Annotated in this window: 18 protein-coding genes; 5 read left to right on the top strand and 13 right to left on the bottom strand. The window is 39.6% G+C overall.

The genetic code is table 11. The features are described from left to right. The first annotated feature begins 5 nt into the window (after positions 1-5). Both HYU69_17225 and HYU69_17220 read left to right on the top strand, forming a co-directional pair. On the top strand, positions 6-980 hold the full coding sequence (locus HYU69_17225; GenBank protein MBI2272084.1) for a YitT family protein: 975 nt from the start codon (positions 6-8) through the stop codon (positions 978-980). A 43-nt stretch (positions 981-1,023) separates the two neighbouring features. Next, positions 1,024-1,533 (top strand): DUF1905 domain-containing protein, encoded by a 510-nt coding sequence (locus HYU69_17220; GenBank protein MBI2272083.1) that lies wholly within the window; start codon positions 1,024-1,026, stop codon positions 1,531-1,533. A gap of 12 nt (positions 1,534-1,545) precedes the next feature. Here the strand turns inward: HYU69_17220 and phoU are convergent, their stop codons facing one another. The 8 genes from phoU to HYU69_17180 all read right to left on the bottom strand — a co-directional run bounded on the left by phoU (position 1,546) and on the right by HYU69_17180 (position 12,366). Then, a complete protein-coding gene (gene phoU / locus HYU69_17215) occupies positions 1,546-2,214 on the bottom strand; it encodes a phosphate signaling complex protein PhoU (protein ID MBI2272082.1) in 669 nt (222 codons plus the stop codon). Between the two features lie 103 nt (positions 2,215-2,317). Then, a complete protein-coding gene (locus HYU69_17210; GenBank protein MBI2272081.1) occupies positions 2,318-3,166 on the bottom strand; it encodes a phosphate ABC transporter ATP-binding protein in 849 nt (282 codons plus the stop codon). Positions 3,167-3,245: 79 nt separating this feature from the next. Further along, positions 3,246-4,103: a phosphate ABC transporter permease PstA gene (gene pstA, locus HYU69_17205; GenBank protein MBI2272080.1), complete on the bottom strand. Its 858-nt coding sequence runs from the start codon at positions 4,101-4,103 to the stop codon at positions 3,246-3,248. Beyond that, positions 4,096-4,971 carry a phosphate ABC transporter permease subunit PstC gene (pstC, locus tag HYU69_17200; protein MBI2272079.1) on the bottom strand — a complete coding sequence of 292 codons (876 nt, stop codon included), beginning with the start codon at positions 4,969-4,971 and terminating at the stop codon, positions 4,096-4,098. The genes pstA and pstC overlap by 8 nt, the downstream gene beginning before the upstream one ends. Before the next feature lie 90 nt (positions 4,972-5,061). Continuing rightward, a complete protein-coding gene (locus HYU69_17195) occupies positions 5,062-6,033 on the bottom strand; it encodes a PstS family phosphate ABC transporter substrate-binding protein (protein ID MBI2272078.1) in 972 nt (323 codons plus the stop codon). Positions 6,034-6,106: 73 nt separating this feature from the next. Further along, the gene (locus HYU69_17190) at positions 6,107-7,318 is read right to left on the bottom strand and encodes a porin (GenBank protein ID MBI2272077.1); all 1,212 of its coding nucleotides are present in this window, start codon (positions 7,316-7,318) and stop codon (positions 6,107-6,109) included. Between the two features lie 324 nt (positions 7,319-7,642). Continuing rightward, a complete protein-coding gene (locus tag HYU69_17185) occupies positions 7,643-9,289 on the bottom strand; it encodes a T9SS type A sorting domain-containing protein (GenBank protein ID MBI2272076.1) in 1,647 nt (548 codons plus the stop codon). A gap of 173 nt (positions 9,290-9,462) precedes the next feature. Then, positions 9,463-12,366: a carboxypeptidase-like regulatory domain-containing protein gene (locus HYU69_17180; protein ID MBI2272075.1), complete on the bottom strand. Its 2,904-nt coding sequence runs from the start codon at positions 12,364-12,366 to the stop codon at positions 9,463-9,465. A gap of 164 nt (positions 12,367-12,530) precedes the next feature. On the opposite strand from HYU69_17180, the gene HYU69_17175 reads away from it, so the two are divergent. Further along, positions 12,531-13,211, top strand: coding sequence for a hypothetical protein (locus HYU69_17175; protein MBI2272074.1), 681 nt, complete (start codon positions 12,531-12,533; stop codon positions 13,209-13,211). Positions 13,212-13,251: 40 nt separating this feature from the next. Here the strand turns inward: HYU69_17175 and HYU69_17170 are convergent, their stop codons facing one another. From HYU69_17170 to HYU69_17150, 5 genes are all read right to left on the bottom strand, one after another. Next, the gene (locus HYU69_17170; protein MBI2272073.1) at positions 13,252-15,417 is read right to left on the bottom strand and encodes a bifunctional SulP family inorganic anion transporter/carbonic anhydrase; all 2,166 of its coding nucleotides are present in this window, start codon (positions 15,415-15,417) and stop codon (positions 13,252-13,254) included. A 15-nt stretch (positions 15,418-15,432) separates the two neighbouring features. Beyond that, positions 15,433-17,304, bottom strand: coding sequence for a hypothetical protein (locus tag HYU69_17165; GenBank protein ID MBI2272072.1), 1,872 nt, complete (start codon positions 17,302-17,304; stop codon positions 15,433-15,435). A 7-nt stretch (positions 17,305-17,311) separates the two neighbouring features. Continuing rightward, on the bottom strand, positions 17,312-19,885 hold the full coding sequence (locus tag HYU69_17160) for a DUF2309 domain-containing protein (GenBank protein MBI2272071.1): 2,574 nt from the start codon (positions 19,883-19,885) through the stop codon (positions 17,312-17,314). 64 nt (positions 19,886-19,949) lie between these two features. Further along, positions 19,950-21,527, bottom strand: coding sequence for a SulP family inorganic anion transporter (locus HYU69_17155; GenBank protein ID MBI2272070.1), 1,578 nt, complete (start codon positions 21,525-21,527; stop codon positions 19,950-19,952). A 119-nt stretch (positions 21,528-21,646) separates the two neighbouring features. Continuing rightward, positions 21,647-21,976, bottom strand: a complete 330-nt coding sequence (locus HYU69_17150; GenBank protein ID MBI2272069.1) for a hypothetical protein — start codon at positions 21,974-21,976, stop codon at positions 21,647-21,649. A 254-nt stretch (positions 21,977-22,230) separates the two neighbouring features. Between HYU69_17150 and HYU69_17145 the strand changes: the two genes are divergently transcribed. After that, positions 22,231-22,878: a DUF47 domain-containing protein gene (locus HYU69_17145; GenBank protein MBI2272068.1), complete on the top strand. Its 648-nt coding sequence runs from the start codon at positions 22,231-22,233 to the stop codon at positions 22,876-22,878. 81 nt (positions 22,879-22,959) lie between these two features. Further along, positions 22,960-23,946 (top strand): inorganic phosphate transporter, encoded by a 987-nt coding sequence (locus HYU69_17140; GenBank protein ID MBI2272067.1) that lies wholly within the window; start codon positions 22,960-22,962, stop codon positions 23,944-23,946. Positions 23,947-24,121: the final 175 nt, after the last annotated feature.

Here is a 24,121-nt window from a genome sequence, read left to right as displayed (position 1 = left end):
TTAGAATGATTCCATTCTTCCAGAAGCTCATAATTAAAACGGTAATAGGGTCCAGGGAAAAGGGCGGGAAAGGGAAGGAAATATCTGCTTATGAACTTGCAAGGGAGTTTCACAAACTTAAAGTCGCGGCGATTCACCTGGCAAAGGATGTAAGCCTGATATCTTTGGGAATACTTTCAGCCGGATTTGGTCTTAAGGGTTTCTTGTTGCCCAATGGATTTATTGACGGAGGGGTAACCGGTATATCGCTATTAACTAATGAGCTTACCGGTATTTCATTAGCATTATTGATCGTGCTTATAAACGTGCCGTTTATTGTATTGGGATATACGCAATTAGGAAGTTCGTTTGCCTTTAAGAGTACAATAGCGATCAGTGGCTTAGCTCTCGCGATTCTCGTTATCAGTTACCCTGTTATTACTTCAGACAAATTGCTGATTGCAGTATTCGGAGGTTTTTTTCTTGGTGCGGGAATTGGCCTTACTGTGAGGGGCGGGGGAGTGCTGGATGGCACAGAAGTTCTTGCCATTTATCTCAGTAAAAGAACCGGATTGACGATCGGCGATGTGGTTCTTGTATTTAATATCCTTGTTTTTTCCGCCGCTACTTACCTGCTCTCGGTTGAGATCGCTCTTTACGCCATCCTGACTTACCTTTCGGCGGCAAAAACGGTTGATTTTATTATTGAGGGAGTTGAAGAATATACAGGAGTTACTATAATTTCATCGCATAGTGAGGAAGTTCGCCTGATGCTTGTTGAAAAATTGGGACGGGGCGTTACTATCTATAACGGTAAACGCGGATTCGGTAAACGCGGTGATAATAAGAATACCATTGACATTGTTTATACAGTGGTTACCCGTCTTGAAATAGCAAAACTACAGGCGGAAGTGGATAAGATCGATCCCAATGCATTTATTGTGATGAGCAGTGTAAAAGATACTAAAGGAGGAATGATCAAGAAAAGACCTTTGCATTAGTACTTGCAAATTTTTATTCAATTCAGAAATTTGCCGGGTTGCCATGATAAAATATACCACCACTATTTTTAAGTTTGAGAAGAAGGGCGAAAAGACCGGCTGGACCTATATTGATGTTCCTGCTGATGTTGCCCGCAAATTGAAACCCGGAAATAAAAGATCTTTCCGTGTAAAAGGAAAACTTGACAATTTCTCAATAAAGGGTATTGCCTTGTTGCCAATGGGAGAGGGCGATTTTATTATGCCTCTCAATGCAATGCTGAGAAAGGGCATAGGTAAAAAACATGGTGCTATGCTTCACGTTCAGTTACAGGAAGACAAAACTCCTTTAAAACTTAATGCCGGGCTGATGGAGTGCCTGGCGGATGATCCGGATGCTTTGAGATTTTTCAAAAGTCTTGCCGCGTCACACCAGAATTATTTTTCCAAATGGATCGAAAGTGCTAAAACGGATGTTACAAAAACAAAGCGTATTGCGCAAACTGTTACAGCAATGTGCCGGAAGCAGGGGTTTCCTGAAATGATGAGGTCGTTAAAAAATAACAGGATGTGATCATCGGGATAGTTACTGTTTCCCTCCTTTGTGTTTAAGTACTTTAGCTTCAATAAAAAAAATAATTTCCTCCGCTATGTTTTTTGTTTGATCTCCTACGCGTTCCAGTTTACGCATCATAGATAGTATATGTAAGCTTTCGCGTATATTGTTCGGATGGGATCTAATATAATCTGTAACTACATAGCTTGCGTTATTATTCGTTTCGTCTAATTTCTCGTCTATTTTAAAGAGATAACGTGCCATTTTTGTGTCTTCCTTTTCAAACGCATGTGCAGCATCGAGAAGCATTTCATTTGACAGATCGAACATCTCTATAACTTTTGTGCTTTGAAGAAGTTCCGGGTCAAAGCTTTTTTCAATGTCAATCACAAAACGGGCAATACTTTCTGCGATATCTGCAATTCGTTCAAGGTTGGAATTGATCTTTAAAACCGCCAGTACAAAACGAAGATCAATGGCTACAGGATTAAACAAAGCGAAAATGTTTTCACAGTCACGATCTATTTTTAACTCATAAGCATTTACCCGTTTTTCAGTCGCGACTATTTGCCTGGCCAGGTCTTTGTCGAAATTAACCAGGGCCTCTTTTCCATTTGTGAGCTGCAGACAAACAAGTTTCCACATATTCAATGTGTCAGTTTTCAGAAGTTGTAATTCCGATTCAAGATGAGTGGTCATTGGTGTGTATATTTAATAATGTGTAAAGTTAGGTCGGAAGTCCGAAGACTGAAGTTGGAAGTGAACTTCGGACTCCTGTCTTCGGACTTCAAACCATTTTTTTCTACCCAAACCTTCCTGTAATATAATTTTGTGTTCTTGCATTGGCAGGATTGGTGAATATAGTTTTTGTTGTATCATATTCGATCAGCTCACCCATGTAAAAAAAAGCAGTTTTGTCACTCACCCTGCCTGCTTGCTGCATATTATGTGTTACAATAATAATGGTGTATTGATTTTTTAACTCATAGATCAGCTCTTCAATTTTAGCTGTCGAGATAGGATCAAGTGCTGATGCAGGTTCATCCATAAGGATCACCGACGGCTCAATTGCTAATGCGCGTGCAATGCACAAACGCTGCTGCTGACCGCCGGATAGTTCAAATGCAGATTTTTTCAGTTTATCTTTTACCTCATCCCATAATGCAGATTGCCTGAGGGAGCGTTCAACGCGCCCTTCGATGAATTTTTTGTCTTTTATACCATTTACCCGTAAGCCATAAGCAACGTTCTCAAAAATTGATTTTGGGAAAGGATTTGGTTTTTGAAAAACCATGCCAATATTTTTTCTTAGCTCATCAACATTCGTTGACCTGTCGTTAATGTCTTTTCCATCAATCATCACATAGCCTGAAACTTTTACATTTGAGATCAGGTCATTCATCCGGTTAAATAGTCTTAAAAAAGTAGACTTGCCGCAGCCCGATGGACCAATGAGTGCAATCACTGTATTTTCTTCCATTGACATTGTAATGCCTTTCAACGCATGGAAGTCACCGTAGTAGAGATTGATGTCTTTTACGGCTATCTTGGGTTTCTTTACATAATCTGTTGCCATGCTGTTTGTTTCGTATTTTTTTAATAATTCTGTGTCAACCGAAGAATCACGTTTTGTTTTTTCGATAAGTTCCATGCCACTATCAATTAGAATTCCCATTCTTTTATAATAGGATCGGATTGAACCAAAGGATTACAAATGGCCATTGTTCCGGTTACCATTTCACTCTCTTTTCTTGTTTTAAACGCAGGTATACTGCGATTCCATTCAATAAAAATGTAATACCGAGTAATACAATAATAGCAGCCGATGAGTTGATCATAAAAGCTTTCTGGGGACGAGAGACCCAATTAAATATCTGTATTGGTAAAACCGTGAATTCAGAGGAAAGGCTGTTGGGGACAAAGGGTACATACGCAAGAGCGCCCACTAAAATAAGAGGTGCCGCTTCTCCTATTGCCCTGGATATTGCCAGAATTATTCCGGTGAGTATTCCTCCTAAAGAGGCCGGCAAGGTTGCATTCCAAATGGTTTGCCACTTGCTTGCTCCGAGTGCGAATGATGCTTCCCGCAATGTTTTCGGAACGGCTTTTAATGATTCGCGTGTAGATACAATTACAATAGGAAGTACAAGTAAAGACAATGTGCAACTGCCTGCAAGAATACTTCCACCCATTCCCAATAAACGCCCGAACACTTCAAGCCCGAGCAATCCATAAATAATTGAAGGAATGCCTGCGAGGTTTGTGATATTAATCTCTATCAGAGAACCGATCGTGCTTTTTTTTGCATATTCTTCCAGGTAAATGCCGGCAGCAATGCCCACAGGTACAATTATAATTGTTGTAAGGCAAATGATCCAGAGAGTTCCGGCCAAGGCCGACAAGATACCTGCCTTTGAAGCGACCCGGGAAGGGAAACTGTTCAGGAAATTCCAGTCAAGCCGGCCTATTCCGGCAGAAAGAATATTCTGGATAAAAATACATAGAATGATTAATCCGAAAAAAGTGCAGGCTAGTCCAAAATATTTGAACAGAATATCACTTATTTTTTTGTATAATGAATTACTCATAACGCTGCTGATACCTTTTTTTAAACCAATAACTTATATTATTCAGAATAAAGGTGAACACAAATAATGTCATGCCGGCAGCAAAGATTGTACGATACTCAAGGGAATTCTGGGGAACATCTCCAAGGCTTACCTGAACTATATAAGTTGTGATCGTTTCTACCGGTACAAGCGGATTCGCTGTCAGACGAGGCTGTTGTCCTGCAGCTACTGCCACGATCATCGTTTCGCCAATGGCTCTTGAAATAGCCAAGATAACAGAAACAACAATGCCAGAAAAGGCGGAAGGTAATATTACTTTAAAGGCAGTTTGTAAACGATTGGCCCCTAAAGCAAGAGATCCTTGCCGGAGGTATTTTGGAACAGCCGAAATTGCATCATCACTTAATGAGGATATAAGTGGGATTATCATAATGCCCATTACGATGCCTGGTGAAAGTGCATTAAAACCGGCCAGGCCTGGAATAAATTTTTGCAGAAATGGAGTTACTACCGTTAATGCAAAAAAACCATATACAATAGTTGGAACGGCGGCAAGTATCTCCAGTATGGGCTTAATTACAGTCCTGAAATTGCGTGGAGCATATTCATTCAGGTAAATGCTTATTGAAAGTCCGATCGGCAAAGCAACCGCAATAGCAATGAATGCCGTTAACAGCGTCCCGCTTAAGAGCGGCATAATGCCGAAGTGTTTATCTGCAAAAAGGGGTGTCCATTGTGTGTCGGTCAGAAAATTAAAAAGGGATACGTCCTTAAAGAAAACTATTGTTTCTGAAACAAGTACCCAAATAATTCCAATTGTTACAAGTACAGTAATGCCGGCACATGCGGCAAGAGTATATTCAATTATCTTCTCTTTTGTTTTCAAAGTAATTTAACATAAGAATAACTGATCCCGGATATTTATGCCGGGACCAGTTAAAGCAATCTTCACTAAACAAATCAGTCACGAAAATAATTATTTTTTACCCATGAAACTGTTGAATTTTTCCATTTCGGATTTGGTTTCCTCATCAGTTAGCGGCACATATCCGACTTCTTTGCTAAGAGTGCCGGCATTGTCAATATAAAATTTAACAAATTCCTGAACTTCTTTACGCTGGACTCCTTTGTCATTTATATAGATGAACAATGGACGGCCCAGGGGCACATACGTTTTGTTTTTCACAGTTTCAATTGATGGCGCAATGGGACCTTTTCCGTTATCATCTTTGCCGTCATCAACAGGCAAAAGTTTTAATTTATCCGCATTTTCTTCGAAGTAGGCCAGGCCGAAGAAACCCAACGCGTTTTTATCAGTAGATATTCCCTGCACTAATACATTGTCATCTTCGCTTGCCGTATAATCACCTCTGCTTGAGTGGCTCTTGCCGACAACAACTTCGGTGAAGTAATCATAGGTGCCCGATTCAACACCGGCCCCATACAAACGAATTTCTTCATCAGGCCAGCCTGCGCGCACCTGGCTCCATTTTGTTATTTTTCCTTGCGCTTCCGGAGCCCATAATTTCTTTAGTTCGGCTACAGTAATGTCATTTGCCCAATCGTTTTTGGGATTGACAACAACAGCAAGGCCATCATATGCAACCAATACTTCATGATAATTTATGTTGTTCGCTTTGCAAATACTATCTTCAGAATGTGTAATAGGGCGGGAAGCGTCATTGATATCTATTTCGTTCCTTCCGAATTTTTTAAATCCACCACCTGTTCCTGAAAGGCCAACGGTAACCTTAACATCCGGAAATGTTTTTTTGAATTCTTCAGCGATCGCTTCTGTGATCGGATAAACCGTACTTGATCCGTCAATTTTAACCTCGCCCTGTATTTTTCCGGCTTCTGAGCCTTCGTTTTGCTTTGAACCACCACCACAAGAGACGATAGTTAATCCTGCTCCAATGATTAATAGAGTTGAAAATGATTTCGACATCATAAATTTATTTTTTTTTAAAGTAAGTTAACTTGTTGCACTTGAATGTTAACATAGGGTTAATATATTTTTTTTAAAAATTAAACTGCGCCTGCAAACGCAGCAGACTTCCCTTTTGATCATTGTTTTGTAATTTAAAATCTTCAAATTTTCTTTCCGATATTGTATACATAGCTACCAATTCGAAATTTTTTATCGGTTGCCATTCAATGCCGAATTCATGTTCCTTAACTCTATAGCTTCTTGCATCGGTTTCGTGTTTTTTACCCCCTTCATAGAATTGCGTTCTTACAAATGGAATAATGAGCTGTTTCTTCATTTTCAGCATACACGAAACAGTAATATACCCTCCTTTCAGATCACGTGTTTCAATAGAATCCGTCACTTTATTGAATTCCGGTCCGCGACCGACATTGTATTCAGCCTGAATGCCTAGCGGTTTTGGAAAAAGGACAAAACTGGCGGCAACCCTTTCGTCTGTAAATGAAAACTCTTTATTTGGACCCTTTACACCTGTAGTGCGACTTTCAACAACGTATTGACCTGCATATCCCTGAATACCTGCTTCAATTGTTTGCCCTTTAATTTCAAACGGGTATGATAGACGGGCAACAATATGCGGGTCTTTGTTTACATCAGTCTTATTTGCGGTTTGTCCATTATAGGCACCTAAACCAAAAACGCCATAGTCGCCCGATCCTTTATATCCATCATTCACCAGCGAAGCAAATCTTTTTCTGATCTTCTCCGGCGCCCAATAAAAAAACACTCCAAGGTCACGTTCGTTTGAAAGAGCACTGTTTAATGCATCGTTACGATCAAGGGGTAACCTGTTTTGGCTTGACTGTAGATTTTCAAAGCCAAATGGCACTTTGCTTTGACCAACGCGGAATCGGAATTCTTTCTTATTGTCTAATGAAAGATCAAAATAGGCGTCCCGGAGCTGCCCAAAATGATTACTTCCGGTAGAAGGTGATGATGCAAAATCGGGCTGGATGTATATATATACCCTGTCGTGAACATTTCCATAAAATATTAAGCGCATTCGTCTGATAAAAAACCCGCCGCTGCCCCATGACTTATCACATTGCTCACATTTTAATGAATCATTTGTTTCCAACAGTCTATTATATCGCACTTGTGAGTATCCGCGTATTGTAATGGTTTCATACCATTGTTTCTTTTTTTCTTCTGTTGGTTTTGCTTTGGACGTATCAGCTGGTACTTGTGCATTTAATTGAATACAACTCAGTCCGAATGAAATTAACAATAGTTTAACTTTCATAAGTTTACAATTACAATTAATTAACAAATATTTTACATTTAACACGACAAAGAACTTTCAGTGACGTTAATTAAATGCGTATTCAATGTTAAATAATTGTTAATTGCCGGATTCGGGTGTAAAAGGCCTTTAGGCGGCGTATTGATTTTCGATTGTTGGATCGGATCAGGTATAATATCAATAGGCAGAAAATCTTCAAAAAACAGATTTGTGTTAAACAGGCCATTTATTTCAAAGGCTTTATCGGAAATATCTGGAGGGTCTTATCTCATAAAAAAAGCCTCTCCATAGAAATGAAAAGGCTTTTTTTGTTTTCGCGGTTTGTTATTTATTTACCACCAGTTTTATCGTTTTGGTTAATTCCAGAACTGTTATATTCAGAAAGTAAATTCCAGAACTAAACTCCTCTGTGTTTATATTTACCTGTTGAACTCCTGCAGGCATCTGAATATTCTTGAGTATGGAAACCACTTCTTGTCCTGTAACACTATGTAAAGAAATGTTTACCATAGAAGGGTTGTTCAGCTCAAAAGTAAGTGAGGAATTATTTTGAGCCGGGTTAGGATATACAGATACTCCCGAAAATTCAGAATCTTTCCCTTTGCTGACTGAGGTTATCTGGCCTGCAAACTTTATGTTGTTAAAATCAGCGCCAGTTGCCGCTACAGATCCCGTATTTAATCTGAAGTCAGGACTGTCGTACAAATTAGAAGGGAACGGATTCACCCAATTCACCTGCGTTTTTGTTTTAGTAGAATCGTTCATGTCGCTTCCAAAGAAGGTAGCGTAAAAGGAACTTGCAGCCGTAACGACATTAACCCCTGCAGGGAGATCAACCAGGAGATTGTTTGAAAAATAAGCGGTATCACCTGTAAAGTTATTTTCGGTAGCAGAGCCTTCAACAGATAATCCTTTTTCCCAACCAATGATGAGCGAGTTAAATATGGAAACAGAACTGTTTCTCCTGATGCGGAAAGCTTTCTCAAACTTCTCGCCTACAGGAAGGGCAGTCAAGCCATCCCTCTTAGGGCCAACAATGGTAATATTAGAAAATACAGCTGCAGTAAGAGGCTGCATGTTAGAACCACTCGCATCATTATCAGATTCAAAGCTATTGGAATCGCCGGCAGCATCGGAAAGATCTTTATCGCGAATGGCCAGTCCGAACTGTATGCGTCCCCTGAAACCAAAATCAGTATCAAAATCATCATCCAGACCCCGGAAGGCGATGAGGTACTTTGCAGATACCGTTCCGCCAAACCATTCATAAGAATCATCACCGGAAAATGACACCTGAATATGATCGATCTGTGTTTTTGAACCCACAGCGCCCATTGTTAATCCATTAATTTCTTTAGTGGGCTGGAATTCCACACCAGGAAACTCAATTCGCACATACGAAAGTACACCTGAAGAATCCTGGTCGTCAGAACCTCCGAATTGTGTGTCAGTTGTAGCGGCAAGACCTTCAATATTAGAAGTTCCCTGGTTAGAAACAGCTTTGCCAAGAATGATTACACCACCCCAATCGCCTTCGGCCCTGTTCCCAATAGCTTCATTAGATGTGAACACAATGGGATTGGAGGCGGTTCCCTGGGCATTGATTTTAGCACCCTGTGTAATGATCAGCGTTCCCGCGGTTGCATTATCGCCGCGGATAATAACACCGGGTTGAATGGTAAGGGTAGCGCCGTTCTTAACATATATTTTATTTTGAAGCAATATTATACTACCTGTGGTCCAGGTTGTATTTGCAGTTATATCCGCACTGACTGTCATGGTTATAGCCGGATAAACCGTATTCTCCGGATCGAAGTTTGCCCAGCCGCTTGTCCAGTCCGTTGCAGGGGTGTTGTCGGTTATGGGAAAGGCGCCCTGGTAAGGCACATTGTTCCAGAATTTGGTTTGCGCGCTTATGGAGATTACCATTAAGCCACTCATACATGCGAGGTAAATTTTTTTCATTTTCATTTTCTTTTCAGTTTTAATTACACTGCAAAAGTGTAAAGGCAATGTTACCTTGTAATTAATACAGGATTAAGCAAACATTATTAATAGATATTGAGGAATTGTATGGGGATCAAACTCTTTGTTTAATTCCGATTGCAGGGTGACATGCCATGTTAAAAATGTGTAAACGGAAATTAAAATTTATAGGAAAGAGAAACAGAGCAGGTAGGAGCGTACCTGGTTTCTATCATGTAGTTGTCCGTATTCTTGTCGGCCTTCCCGTTCTTATTAATGTCCTGGTAGAAAATCTGATTTTGAGCAAGAAGGTCGCGCGCATTGATTTTCATTTCGAATTTCTTTTTAAACGTTTTAGTCAGTTGAAAGTCTAAAACATGTCTTGGATTTTCCCAGATATCAGGTTCCTGTGTGTTTCCAACGATCCATATCCGTCTTCCGACTATATTATATGCTACGCTTATACTGAAATCATATTTGGGATGCATAAACGAAATGCCCCCGTTGACAACATAGGGTGATTGTCCCTGTAGCGGTCGGGAGGTGGCCCCCACAACATTTTTGTTATCCACTTCTGATTTGATAAAAGCGATATTGGAGAAAAGGCTTGTATTTGAAAGAAGAATGTTGGAATCATTTTTTGTGAATATGCCGAGATTGATCCGGTATTCCAGCTCCGCACCGTAGTTGATTGATTTGGGAATATTGGTGAAATACAATTCTGGTGCTCCCGAAACCGCATGCCTGTTAACGGTTTCAATAGGATTAATAAAGTCTTTATAAAAGGCTGAGACGGAGATCATCTGCACTCCTGATGGATACCATTCATACCGGAAATCATAGTTATATATTTCGGCACGTTTAAGCGTGGGGTCGCCGTTCCAAATATTGTCAAGAATAAAATTGTAGAATGAGAAAGGTGCCAGCTCACGGAATTCAGGTCTCGAAACTGTTTTGTAATAGGCAAAACGAAGATTCATTTTTTCATTTAATGAATAGATGACGTTGGCAGATGGCAATATGTCTATAACTGTGGTGTCGATGTGTTTGGAAGAATTGCTTCCAAACTCAATATAGCTGAACACCTGGTTGTATGATTCGACCCTTGCGCCCCACACTAACCTGATTTTTTCAAACACGCGTGTATCCAGCATAAAATAACCCGCATGTAATTGTGAAGACGCCTGGTAATTATCTGAGATCTTTGTGGATTCTTCCAGTTTAAATCCTCCGTTATAAGGTGCCGCGAGGTTCATTTGCCCAAGGTTAGCCTCAGAGAAGATCTGGTTGTCGGACAGCAACAGCAGGCTGTCAACAAATTTAATGCTGCTGCCTTTCCGGTATTTTGAGAATCCAAAGCTCCGGACAGTAAAATCGCGATCCCTGAGTTGATGGTAGGCACCTATTTTAATGGTGTTTTTAATACCCCATTTTGTTATATCAGAAGGAATGGATAGATCATATTTTACGCTGCGCATTTGCTCATCCGACCCGGAGAAGAACATATTTCCGCCTCCAAAGGTAGAAACTCCGTTTTGTTGTATAACAGCTACGTAAGGAGTATTGGCATCGCTTTCTTCCTGGGCTACCTTTTGATATACATTCTTTCTTAAAGCAGGAACTGTTCGGTTGATATTGCTGAATGCAATGTTCCAGTTGAATTTACATTTGTTCTGAAAAACAAGGTGGTCTCCGCTCAGTTGGTTTGAGTAAAACATATTTTGTGTAAACCACCTGGCGGATGATCGCTCCCATGTTTTGTCGGTCTGATCAAGATCTCTGGCGCCGGCTCTTATAGTGAGTCTGTCGTCGGAGTTTATGCTGTATAAATTTTTAAAACTCAACAGGTTATTCTGGTTAATTTTATATGAAAAATTAAGAAGTGCGCTTGATAAAGTGTTCTCGTTATAAGAGGTATCTTTTAAAGCAACTTTAGGAACTATGATATCCCCGTTCTCTCCCTCAAAGTCTTTGCGTATTGTATAGTTTGTACTGAAATTTTTCTGGTAGGTGAGGGCGCCAAGTATGCCGAATTCTTTACCAAAAATGGTTGTGTTTCGCGCACAGCTATATTGAAAATTTGTATTTGGCATTGCAGTTTTTGAAATTATACCCCAGTCATAACTCATATGTTTGGCAAGCCTGGCCTTTTCATCAACACTTGCACTGCCCATTCCAGCGGATGTTGGTATTGATCCCGATAACGCTCTTGTCCCATCGTCAACTCCTATCCAATCTGATTTTCCGCCCTTGTAGGTTTGAAATTCTTTGAATGTTGTGAATGAGTTAAATGAACCGGAGATGGAAACGGTTTGTTTATTTTCATCAGGTATGCTTTTTGTATTCAGCTGAATGATTCCTCCGGCGAATTCACCCGGCATATCGGGGGTTCCGGTTTTAACAATAATAATATTATCTAACGTATTGGCCGGAAAAATGTCAAACGCGAATGCTTTCCTGTCGCTTTCGGAGCTGGGAAGAGGAGCGCCATTGATCAACGCGAAATTATAACGGTCATTTAACCCGCGTATAATTGCAAATTTATTTTCCTGGATAGTGGTTCCGCTAACACGTTTCAATACATCACTGGTTGTTCTGTCGGGGGTTCGTTTGATCGTTTCGGCGGAAATGCCATCTGAAACAGACGCGTTATTTTTTTGTTGTATTATAAGTGAAACATTCGATTCCCTGTTTACTTTTGCCTCCACAACAATTTCCATCAATTCTGAACTTGAGGCGTCAAGTGAAATATTCACAACCCTGGCCTCTTTCCCGGTAACTGTTATATCGCTCACCACTTTTGTAGCATATGAAATAAGTTTGAAATTTAATTTATATGTCCCGGGTGACACGTTTCTTAAATGAAAATTTCCATCTATATCAGTTATTGCGGCTATAGTAGTACCATCGATGGTTACAATTGCACCCGGCAATGTTTCTCCTGTTTTGCTGTCGATCAGCTGCCCTTGTATAATTCCTTTGGCATCACTTTTTGGCTTATTGGTTTCGTTGCCCGTTTGTCCATACATATGTATTGTGGATAAGTAAACAAACAGTAATAGCAATATTTTTTTAAGTCGCATATTTGGATATTATATTGATGCAAAGGAAGTCCAATGATGTAACTTTAACCTTATCAAAATATTAATACAATGTTAGTAAAGTGAATTATTTTTGGGAAATACCATAATCGTTTGTTAATGATTAATTAACATTTCTAAAACCTAAAGCCTGTAGTTTCACGTTTATGAAAAGAATATTGATGTTATTTGCTTTAACTGCGACTGTGGTTACTTACTCACAAAAGCTGCGCTTCAATAAAAGTCTGAACCGGTTTTGTGAGACCGCGACAAGGGAATACTTCGCTATTCCGGCCGGTAGAAAGGAAATATTAGACAAACTGGCAGATGAAATCGCGCACAAAAGAAATATCATTTTTACATGCCGCACTAATACCAGGCGTACGCAGTTTCTTCAAACGTGGATGCAAACCGCTTTTTATTATTATGGTATTTTTAATAAGATGGCATTTTCATATGGAGATACTGTTTCAGAGGTCTATCCGGAGGTCATTTCTGTTTTAAAAAAATCCGGATTTGCCTTCTCGGAGTCCACTACTAAGCCAAAGGCCTATGTATTTTATATCAGCGAACAATACCAGAAGCATGGCATTTATCCAAAGACAATATCGGGAACAATAGATACAAGTAATAGTGTTGTGGTAAGTATATGTTTCGCGGGCGAACCGGTAAGCAGTTTGAGTTCGGATGCAATGAACTTGCCCTATCAGAGTCCTACAGTGTTTGAGAAAACCCCGCAGGAAAAATCAAAATATTCCGATCTGAATAAGCAGATAGCTGTTGAAATGTTATACCTGGCTGAGAAAGCAAGGGGCATTATAATGAGTGATCAGGGAGACTATCATTGATGGAAAGTGGTAGCCCGAATTTAAATTTTGTTTAGCTAAATTATCTGCTGTAGTATACTTTTCCGGAAGAGGTGTCATAATAGGACGATACGATCCCTATCTCATTGTTTAAAAACCGGTTTTTCAGATAACTGCTTTGTTCCAGTATTTCCGAAATGGAATTTTCAACATTCATCCACGTTATTTCTTTTATAATGTGAATGTTATTTGTGTCTATTTCTGAATGCTTGTGTCCGCATTTTGCAATTGCTTTATCTATTTTGGATGTTACTGTTCCTATATTGCCTTCACGTATTTGTTGAATAGCCCCATTTACGGCGCCACAATTCGAATGTCCCATTACCAGGATTAATTTCGCGCCTATTTTTTTGACAGAGAGCTCAATGCTCCCGATAATTTCGGGGCTAATGATGTTTCCTGCAATCCGGATAATAAGCAGATCCCCGATCCCTGCATCAAAAATTATTTCGGGTGAGGTTCTTGAATCTATACAGCTGATAATTACCGCCATTGGGTTTTGCCCCATGGATGTGGCATTTACCTGGTGACGGAAATATTTTTCATTCCATTTGCCGTTTATAAATCGTTCATTGCCGGCTTTCAGTAAGTTTAAAATTTCGGCAGGTGATAGATTTTGCTGAGTTTTTTTATCGAGAACATTTACGAATTGTATATGATCGGATAATTCGTATTTTTCCTTTAGACCCAATATATTTAATTGAATATTTCGTTCAGGAGCTACCGTGGTCTTATAATCGTGTATTATTTCTAAAACATCGTTGTCAATAAAGTCGGAATAAGTCGCATCAATAATCACTTTTGAATTTTCGGGCACTTGCCATAGCGTATCTTTAATGGAGGGTTTATTAAGAAATGAAACCTGATCAGCTAATTCTAATCGTACCACTTCGCCGATATGTAATTTATCCTTATCCATTGTGAACGGATTCTTGTAATTGCTGTGCATTAAATAGAAAACACTGACTGTAAGTCCGATCAAAACTCCAACCAACAGATCGGTGAAAACAATGGCAATAATTGTAACGACAAATGGAATGAATTGATGCCAGCCTTTCCGGTACATTTCTTTAAACAAGGGCACCTTTGTAAGTTTATAGCCGGTTATTAAGAGTATAGCGGCCAGTGATGCCAGCGGTATCAGATTTAATACGTGAGTTAATGTCAATACACTTATGAGCATAAACACACCATGCAGAACTGCCGATAGTTTTGTTTCGTTTCCGGCGTTAATATTTACCGAGCTTCGTACAATAATAGATGTTATAGGGATCCCTCCCCAAAGCCCTGCCATCATATTGCCAACACCTTGCGCAACCAATTCACGGTTAGGGGGAGATTCTCTTTTATGAGGGTCTATTCTATCAACGGCTTCAATGTTTAAAAGAGTTTCCAATGACCCTACAGCGGCAATTGTGAAGGCGGCAGTTATAACGCGATAATCTTTTATATGTTCAAGGTTGGGGAGATGAAGGTATGACTGTGGGTTGTCGATATTGAGTTGAGGGATATTAACCAGGTGAGACGATTCTATACTCAGGTATGGGAAAAAGTTAATAAAAAGATAGTTGAGCGCTACTCCCAGGATCACTATAAAAAGAGAGGCCGGAACATTTTTTAATTTTTTTAAAGGAGTTTTATCCCAATAAAATAAAATGATAACCGATACTGTGCTGATAACGATTGCTCCGGGGGTAATGTAGTTTACCATTTTCAGGAGTTCAGAAAAGGTATTTTCATTGTCACGTTGTAAAAATGAAAAATCTTCTTCGGCATCTATATCATACCCCACAGCATGAGGTAGTTGCTTAAAAATAAGTATAATACCTATGGCCGCTAATAAACCTTTAATAACGTTTGAAGGAACATAACTGGCTATCATTCCGGTCTTCAAGACCCCCATAATGATCTGAATTATACCGGATAATAGAACAGCAATAAGAAACACGTCAAAACTTAACTGAGTGATGCAGCCCAGGACAATTACGGTAAGTCCGGCAGCCGGGCCGCTTACGCTTGTTTGTGAGCCGCTTAAAAGGCCAACAACTATTCCTCCGATGATCCCGGAAATCACTCCCGATATCAAAGGCGCGCCGGAAGCCAAAGCCACCCCCAATGAAAGCGGCAGTGCCACCAGAAAAACAACTATACTTGCCGGAATATCATTCCCGGATTTTGCGGTTGTCATGTTTTCGATTTTTTTTTAGGATGATCTGTAAGCGATTGGGTGATAGGCCTTCTTATGTTGGCCAAGAAAAATGCGGGCATAGATCCTCAAAATGGACAATTCTAAAAACACAAAACTCAGGGATGTAAAAATTATTAATATTTCCTGGTGTTTATGAATATGACTAAACAAAAGATCGATGCCTATGAACGTAGGAGTAAGAGGTAACCCGATCAAACCCAAACAGGAAAGCAGGAAAATAAAACCAAGTTTTGGCTGCTCGTACGTATAGCCATGAAATCGGTTCAGGTCAATGTTATTATCTATCGCTTTTATTTTTTTTAAACAAATGTACCCCGCTATAGCAGAAATAACAGAGCCGCTTAAGTAAATGAGAATATGGTTTTGTCCGAAGTTTTCATTTAACAATACAATGGCAAGGGTGATAAATAATTGACCCGCTATGACAAAGAGCCAGGCCCGGATAGCACTTCCGCTTTCTGCAAAGGCCTTTAATATTAACAGTAAGCCAAGAAAAGAATACAGGAATGGCAAAAGCTCAAATAAGTCGATCGGAATTTTTTCCTGGATGAGATCAAGATATACCCCCATCATGTAAATGACAGTTAATAGAATAAGAGATATCTGATGGGTGAGAAAGTGTAGTTTTTTTCCTATCCATTTAAAAGGATTCCATAAAATACGGGTTTGTAAATGATCCAGGTTCCATTCTTTTACTGATAAAATATAAAACGAATTTTTTATATAACTAAAGACGGAATTATTGCCATTGCTCTTTTTAGGTATAAAGTTGAAAACCATATCATGTGTCAGATAACTTAACACGGAAGGGGAGACCAGCAGCTGGTAGGTTCTTAAAAGGGCATTCCCGGTAAAATGCAGCAAGGCAAGACCATGAAAGCCGAGTGCGACCTCAACAAAGATCAATCCGATCTGCGCGATGGAGGAATATGCAATTTGTGTTTTAACGGTTGATTGAACCCTCGCGGTGCTCGTCGCGATAATACTTGTTGAGATACCTGTTATGATCACTAGCGCTTTAATAGTGCTGAGGCTTTCCCAATAAGGGAAAGTCCGCAGTAAAAGAAAAACACCTATGTGAACAGAAAGCGAGCCATAAAAAATGGCGCTGGAAGTGGTTGGCCCCTCCATGGCTCTGGGCAGCCAGGAAGAGAAGGGGAGCTGCGCGGATTTAATCGCCGCCGCAATTATGATCATTAGTGAAATAAAAACACCATACCAATTATGTTCCCGCAGGTGTTCTTCCACTAATGGCAGATCGTTAAGTTTTAAAAAGGTAATGTTTTCATGCCATAAGTGATGACTCATCCACATGGCAAGTATCAGGCATATATCACTGAAGCGATAAAAGGAAATAACTTTTAAAGCGTTTTTTACCGGCAGATACCGGTCCCTGTAAAATGCAATAAGTAAAAATGAACATACCCCCAAAAGTTCCCATCCGACAAACATGGTCTCAAAATTTCCTGAAATGATGATGAGATTGTATCCCAAAAAGAACAGAAGCACTGTACTGAAAAAGCGTTTATAACCTTCCTCCCTGTGCATATAATAGCGGCTGAAAATAGCTACCAGAAAAGCAAGAAATGAGCCTATAGCTGTGAATACAGCGGTTACCTTATCGAAATAATAATCAATAAAAATTTCAATATTTTCTGTCTGAAAAATGGTGATATGTTTTATATCCAATATTGGAAAATGATTTATTGCCCAATATGTTATAAAAAGCAAAATTCCCAATAAATGTATCCCCAAAGTTGAAATAGTAATAAACGATATAACGGATTCGTTTTTTTTTGGGATGAACAGGCTGGCTATAAAACCCAATAAGGGGATCCATATAAAAAGCTGTAATAACTCCGGCATAAAATATTTATTTTAATGAATAAACGGGCAAATTTTCTTTTGTGGCATCTACAATGTAATTGGTTTCCATTTCATTGGCCGATTCTATCAGGGTATTCATTTCTTTAACAACACCTGTTTCTTTTGTAAGCGGAATGTACTCTGTGAATACTCCATTTTTAAAGTAGTTGAACTTATTGGTTTCCGGATCGATAACAATTAAATGAACCCAGTCGTTTATAAACCATTCATACATTTCCGGAACGGCTTGAATTGTTTTTAAAACCACCGCAGGGAAATGTTCAACAATGATCAATAAACGGACAGGATCATGAACTTCGATCATTTGTAACGGAAGGCCGGCCCTCAGGTCGCCATCACTGCTGTTGGCAACACCAATTAGTCCCATCACATTGTGTGGCAGCTTGGTTCCCGCGCCGACCTTATGATTATCCACTCTTGAAAAATAATATTCAAGATTAATGCCGCCGCAAACAGGCCCGAGTGGCTTCATAACACCTGATAGAATTTTACCTTCAGGATCAGTTTTGTAATCGTAAGAATTCAGAAATGCGCGCCTGTCTAAAAACAGGTTCTTCGTAATGTTCCTGCTTCCCACAATACAAAGAGAGTTGGTTCCGTGTCCGAGTTCCGGCCGTGGCTCAAACAATGAAACAGACCTGTCCTTAATAGCCTTACGCACTACCTGCAATTTATTTTTCGTATTGATAGAGGCAAATCTCCTGGATCTTTCTTTGGCATTCAGGTCCAACGCTCTTTCAAATGCGAGTTTGTTTTTTTTGTGGTTTTTCGCGTTCGTATCGTTCAGCACTTGCTCATCGTAGAACTCCATTTCATCACCTGCGGTGTCATGCAAACTTCCTACAAATTGTGTCTCGCCCGGTATATCAATCCCCCGCTTCCGCAACAGCTCTCTTACCTCAGGATGGTTAGCCATAAAAGAAAACACTTTTGCATTTACCGATCCGGGTCTTCCGCTGCAGGCGCCGCAGTCGTGCGCGCCATGGTGCGGATTATTAGCACTGCTTGAACCATGTGCAACAGCATAAATGATCGGGGCAAAATCTTTGATCAACCCGATCCCACGTAAAAGACCTTCAACCCTTGCCGCCATTTCTTCGACGGTAAATCCTACCTGCAGATCATTTTCGCGATCCCCTGTATTTTTATTTTCAATGATGAGTTTTGAATTTTTATGCATGTGAGTAAATGCATTCGAAATCGCGGGACTCATCTTTGGCCTGAATATATTCAGGAATAGCTGAACACCTGCCCAAATGCCAAGGCAGATGGCAATAACAAAACCCGTCAGGAGTGTATGCGTTTTATTGGTGTACAATAATTCATGCTTCCTTTTTTCTTTCACTTCATATTCTTTGACAAGGTATTTTGGAGTTACCGGGGCGGGACAAAGCTTGTCATAAAATTTTCCATTTTCGGGTTGGAAATAAAATTCAACCCCGAAAAATCCAGGGGTGCCATATGTTTCGCAGGCGGGATCAATATTTTCAATATGTCGCCGCAGTGAACATTCCCGTTCATCAATACAGAACATAGCCTGGAAAGACTTATTAGCAGGAGCTGTCGGGGTTCTTTTTTTTTCCGATAAAATCCCTGCAAGCACTTCATCGTAATAACTCCATTCAAAAGCGTCCTGCCATAGTATAAAAACCTCATTTAATTCTGTAAGCGGAGTTTCGGCAAATAATTCCGCAGGTTCATTTTGCAGGTTGTTACAAATCGGTTCCCAGTTTTTTCCCAATTGGCTGTCAAGCGCGTCAATTTCAAGCAGCAGTTCGAATACGATGAGATCATAAAGTGTAATATTTTTACGATCAAGCAGCGAATGGGGGAGGTCCTCTATTGCAGATACAATGCCCGACCACCCATGATGACTGAACTGCTGATCGAACAAATATTGCTCATAAAAGGATTCGTTCCCAACAATGATTTTGAGCAGACTTTTAACGCTGTGGTCTTCGCTTAACAGAAGGTCTTTGGCTCTTTTTGTTTTAAAGAAACTGGCAAAACTGTTTTTCTCCAATTCTTTTATTGAAGAAAGAAAACCTTTGTTGTCGGAAGGGAAATTCCATATGGAAATACCCTGGTCAAGATAGCTGCAAAGAATCCGGAATAGAAGGGGCTGAACAAAGGAATCAAGGTCAATTTTATATTGACTTTTCCAGTTCGACCTCAATGATCCGATTTTCGGCGAATTACATGTATTATATTCTTTTGAGATTAAGTTTTGCTTCCACTTTTCTGCATTTTCAGGTCCTTTTTGTTGAGTGATAATTCTTTCAAGAATATCATTTTTTATTCGTCCTGTTTTGTACAATTCCCTGTATTCACTCAGTTGGAGAGTAACCTGGTACCCGAATATTCCGGAAGACTTAAAAATGGCTTCATAAAATTTTAGATTTTGAAATGCATGGAGAGAGTTGTGGTGAATAAAATCTTTCAGCGGAGTTTGTGAAGGCAAATAGTGTTTCAATTCATGTAACGTATGGTTTTCGTCAAATGAACAGTCCCGGATATTTTTAAATGTGGAATTCGTTGTATGACCTTGCGGAACAGACATATTTAAAGATTTGTTCAGTTTTTTTTCTGTATCAATAATTTCAACCGGCATTTTGTTCAGTTTTTTAATGTCCTGCAACCCCGTTGAAGTCGGGAATATTTTTCAACTCCAGTTTTATGTTTTTTAATTCCACATTGCTTTTAAAATTGTGAATGATCTCAAGTACGTCGAGATCAATATTGTGCGATCTTGTGCCGTCAATCACTACATTAGAATTATCGGGTAATTGATCAAGTGTAAGCGCAATGCTGCCTTTGTTGAGGAATGTAACATCCTCAGCCAGTTCGATCCTGATCCTTTCTTCTTCACCTTGTTTCTCCTTATGATAGAAATAGGCCCGCTTATAATTACTGCGCAGAATGAAGAAAACAGAAACAACCATGCCAATTCCTATTCCTTTTAACAGGTCAGAAAACTGAATGGCAACAACTGTAATAATAAATGGCAAAAATTGGTTCCAGCCTAGCCTGTACATGGATTGAAACAGTGAAACCTTAGCGAGTTTATAGCCAACAACCAGCAACAACGCCGCCAAACAGGCAAGTGGTATTTTGTTAAGAACTGAAGCAAGGCCGATCACGCTAAGTAATAAAAGCAGACCGTGAATTATGGCAGATAATTTGGTTTTACCTCCCGCATTGATATTCGCAGAGCTGCGGACAATAACTGCTGTTAAAGGCAAACCTCCTATTAATCCCGAAATAAAATTACCCAGCCCCTGCGCTTTTAATTCACGACTGGTCGGGGTAACCCGCTTATACGGATCCAGCTTGTCAGCAGCCTCAATGCTGAGGAGTGATTCCAGGCTGGCGATGATCGCTATAGTAACAGCCACTACATATACATTGTAATTCTTAAACGCTGAAAAATCAGGTAGTGTAAATTGATTTATGAATCCTGTTGCGGAAGTTGCTACGGGCAATTGTACCAGTTTATCGCCGGATAACTGAAGCGCAGAATTGTTTATTTTAAATAATTCATTAATAACAATGCCGATTACGACCACTAATAATGCACCTGGGACAATTTTAAAAAAGGCGAATTTTTTCAAAAAGGGTCGCTCCCAAATTATCAGGATAAAAAGTGAAATCGCGGCGATGATTATCGCGCCGGGATGAATATAATTGATGGCGTTGAAAATTTCCGAAAATGTATTTTGTCCGTCAGTTTGAATAAAATCAAAATCTCCTTCGTTATTTTTGTCGTATCCTATTGCATGAGGGAATTGTTTTAGTATTAAAATAATACCGATAGCGGCCAACATTCCTTTAATAACACTTGAAGGGAAGTAGTACCCGATAATTCCGGCCTTTAAAAAGCCCAGTATTATCTGGATCAATCCTGCCAAAACAACGGCGGATAAAAAGACCTCGTAACTTCCCAGCTGAGTGATAGCATTCAGTACAATTACTGTAAGTCCGGCAGCAGGGCCACTGACACTCAGGGATGAACCGCTCGCAAACGCTACAACAATGCCGCCGACCATTCCTGCAATGATCCCTGAAAATAAAGGAGCGCCTGATGCCAGTGCAATGCCTAAACAAAGTGGTAATGCTACGAGAAATACCACCAGGCCGGCCGGCAGATCATTTTTAAGGTATTTAAAAGACAGACCTTTTATTTTTTTGTTTTCAGTATCCATAAAATAAACAATATGATCATTGGTTAGGTCCAAAACAGATCAACATCAATGAGAATCGATTTGAATAAAAATTACAGGTAAACTTCAAGGGTAAATGCCCTGAGATGCTGAAATACCGGCTACAGTATTTCGGGTGGTGAGTAAACTTCCTTGCTATGATCTGATGGGGAAAAGGGGTTGTGCCGGTCAGATACCAGGCCTTTATGTTCTGTATGAGCCGAGATCAGCTCGTTAGCATATTTATCGCTATGATAAAGATCATCAGAAAGGTCTGCTTTTTCATTTTTTTCATTCGAATTTTCAGATTCCGTGTTTTTCCCTTCGTCCTGAAAGTCATCAATTATAGTAAAATGGTAATCAACCACAGTTTTTGAAAAATATTCAATTGTTTCATAGCTGCAGGCCAGTGAAACGATTGAAATTAAGATATATGTAACCGCGTGTTTCAAAAATTGTTGAATCAACTTGTTGCGAAAATACAAATAATATCCAGTATTTTCAAAAAGAGCAGATCACGATAGGCCTTAATAATAAAACAAATACGTGAATATCAATATGTTATTTGCTCAGCTTCACGATCTGAAGTTTTGATTTGAAAAGAGCATTCCTGGCGGTTAGCAGTTTGCAAATTTGCTTAACATTAACTTAACATTGGCTTACTGTTTACTCTTACATTTGCCAATGTTAAATTAATATTAAAATTATGAGCTTCAGCAATGTGTTACAGCTTTTTGTTCCTAAGGACAAAACGTTTTTCCCGCTTTTTGAAAAAGCTACCCAAAACCTGGTTGTTATTTCCAATACACTGGTTCAAATGGTCAATTCCGTTGATGCAAATCAACGGCGTACGTTAATAAAAGAAATTGAACGTATGGAGCATGTGGGTGATAATGTCACACACGAAATATTCAATGAGCTCAGTGCCAATTTCATTACGCCGTTTGATAGGGAAGACATTCACGAACTTGTAAGTTCCATCGATGACATAGCCGATTTTATTCATGGATCCGCCAAGCGCATTGAGTTATACAAAATTGAAACGATGTCGCCGGCGATCATTAAGCTGGCCGAATTAATTGAAACATCTTCCAGGGAACTGCATACCGCTGTTTCGGAACTGGGGAATAAAAAAAATATTCACAAAATAAAAGAAGCATGTGTCCGCATTAACAGTATCGAAAATCACGCGGATGATGTGTTTAATACTGCTATTGCCAGTTTATTTGAGAATGAGAAAGACGCAATTGCTATTATTAAAATAAAAGAAGTATTGGCTGCACTTGAAACTGCGACGGACAAATGCGAAGACGCAGCGAATGTGTTAGAATCAATTATTGTTAAAAACGCATAAGAAAGTTATCGGTTGTCAGTTGTTAGTTGTTTGGATAGCCACAACTGACAACTGATAGCTGACAACCAACAACTGACGATCATGAACCTTCTTATAATCGTAATCATTCTCGCGCTCGTTTTCGATTTCATCAACGGGTTTCACGATGCCGCTAACTCAATTGCTACAGTGGTATCTACAAAAGTGCTTTCTCCCCTTACCGCTGTAATATGGGCTGCAGCATTTAATCTGGTTGCTTACTGGATATTTGAATTAAAGGTCGCGGATACGGTTTCAAAAACAGTGAAACCCGAATTCGTAACATTAATTGTTGTTTGTGCCGGTCTTGTTGCTTCGATCATCTGGAACCTGCTTACCTGGTGGTGGGGGATACCTTCCAGCTCATCGCATACACTCATCGGAGGGTTTGCCGGTGCGGGAATTGCAAATGCGGGCGGCTTTAGTGCAATTCATTGGGGAAAGGTTATGCCGGTAATATACTTTATTGTTTTAGCACCGGTAATAGGAATGTTGATCACAATTATAATTAATATAATTACTATAAATATTTGCAAGCGGATGAGACCATCCAAAGTAGATACGGTATTCAGGAGGCTCCAGCTTGTGTCATCCGCTGCTTATAGCCTTGGCCATGGAGGTAACGACGCGCAAAAAGTGATCGGGATCATCGCTGCCGCGTTGCTTTCAAACGGAATGATAAGCGATATTAAACATATACCGGGATGGGTGCCGATAGCCTGTTACAGCGCAATAGCTTTGGGTACTATGTTTGGCGGCTGGAGGATTGTTAAAACAATGGGACAAAAAATAACAAAACTTACCCCATTTGAAGGTTTCAGTGCTGAAACGGGAGGAGCAATTACCTTGTTAATTACTCAGTATTTTAAAATACCTGTTAGTACAACACATACTATTACCGGCTCAATCGTAGGGGCCGGGGTTGCTAAACGTACATCTGCCATTAAATGGGGAGTGACAATTAACCTTGTCTGGGCATGGGTGCTTACAATTCCCGTTTCGGCTGCACTTGCTGCGATTATTTTTTATATAATGAATGGATTGATGTAAGGGTTCAAAGTTCCTTCCCTGCTTTACAATTACCTTATACCAATTATAAATAAAATTAAGTCCAATATTTGCAGAATAGATTTTTTTATTATATTTGGACTAAACTATAAATATAACAATATGTCATTCGCAAAAACAATACACATCAAAGAGAGTGTGAAGGAATTATCCCAGC

The organism is Bacteroidota bacterium, from assembly GCA_016183775.1.
Lineage (GTDB): Bacteria > Bacteroidota > Bacteroidia > JABDFU01 > JABDFU01 > JABDFU01.
The sequence above is the reverse complement of the archived record's forward strand: the minus strand, read 5'-3'. Positions and strand labels throughout refer to the sequence as shown.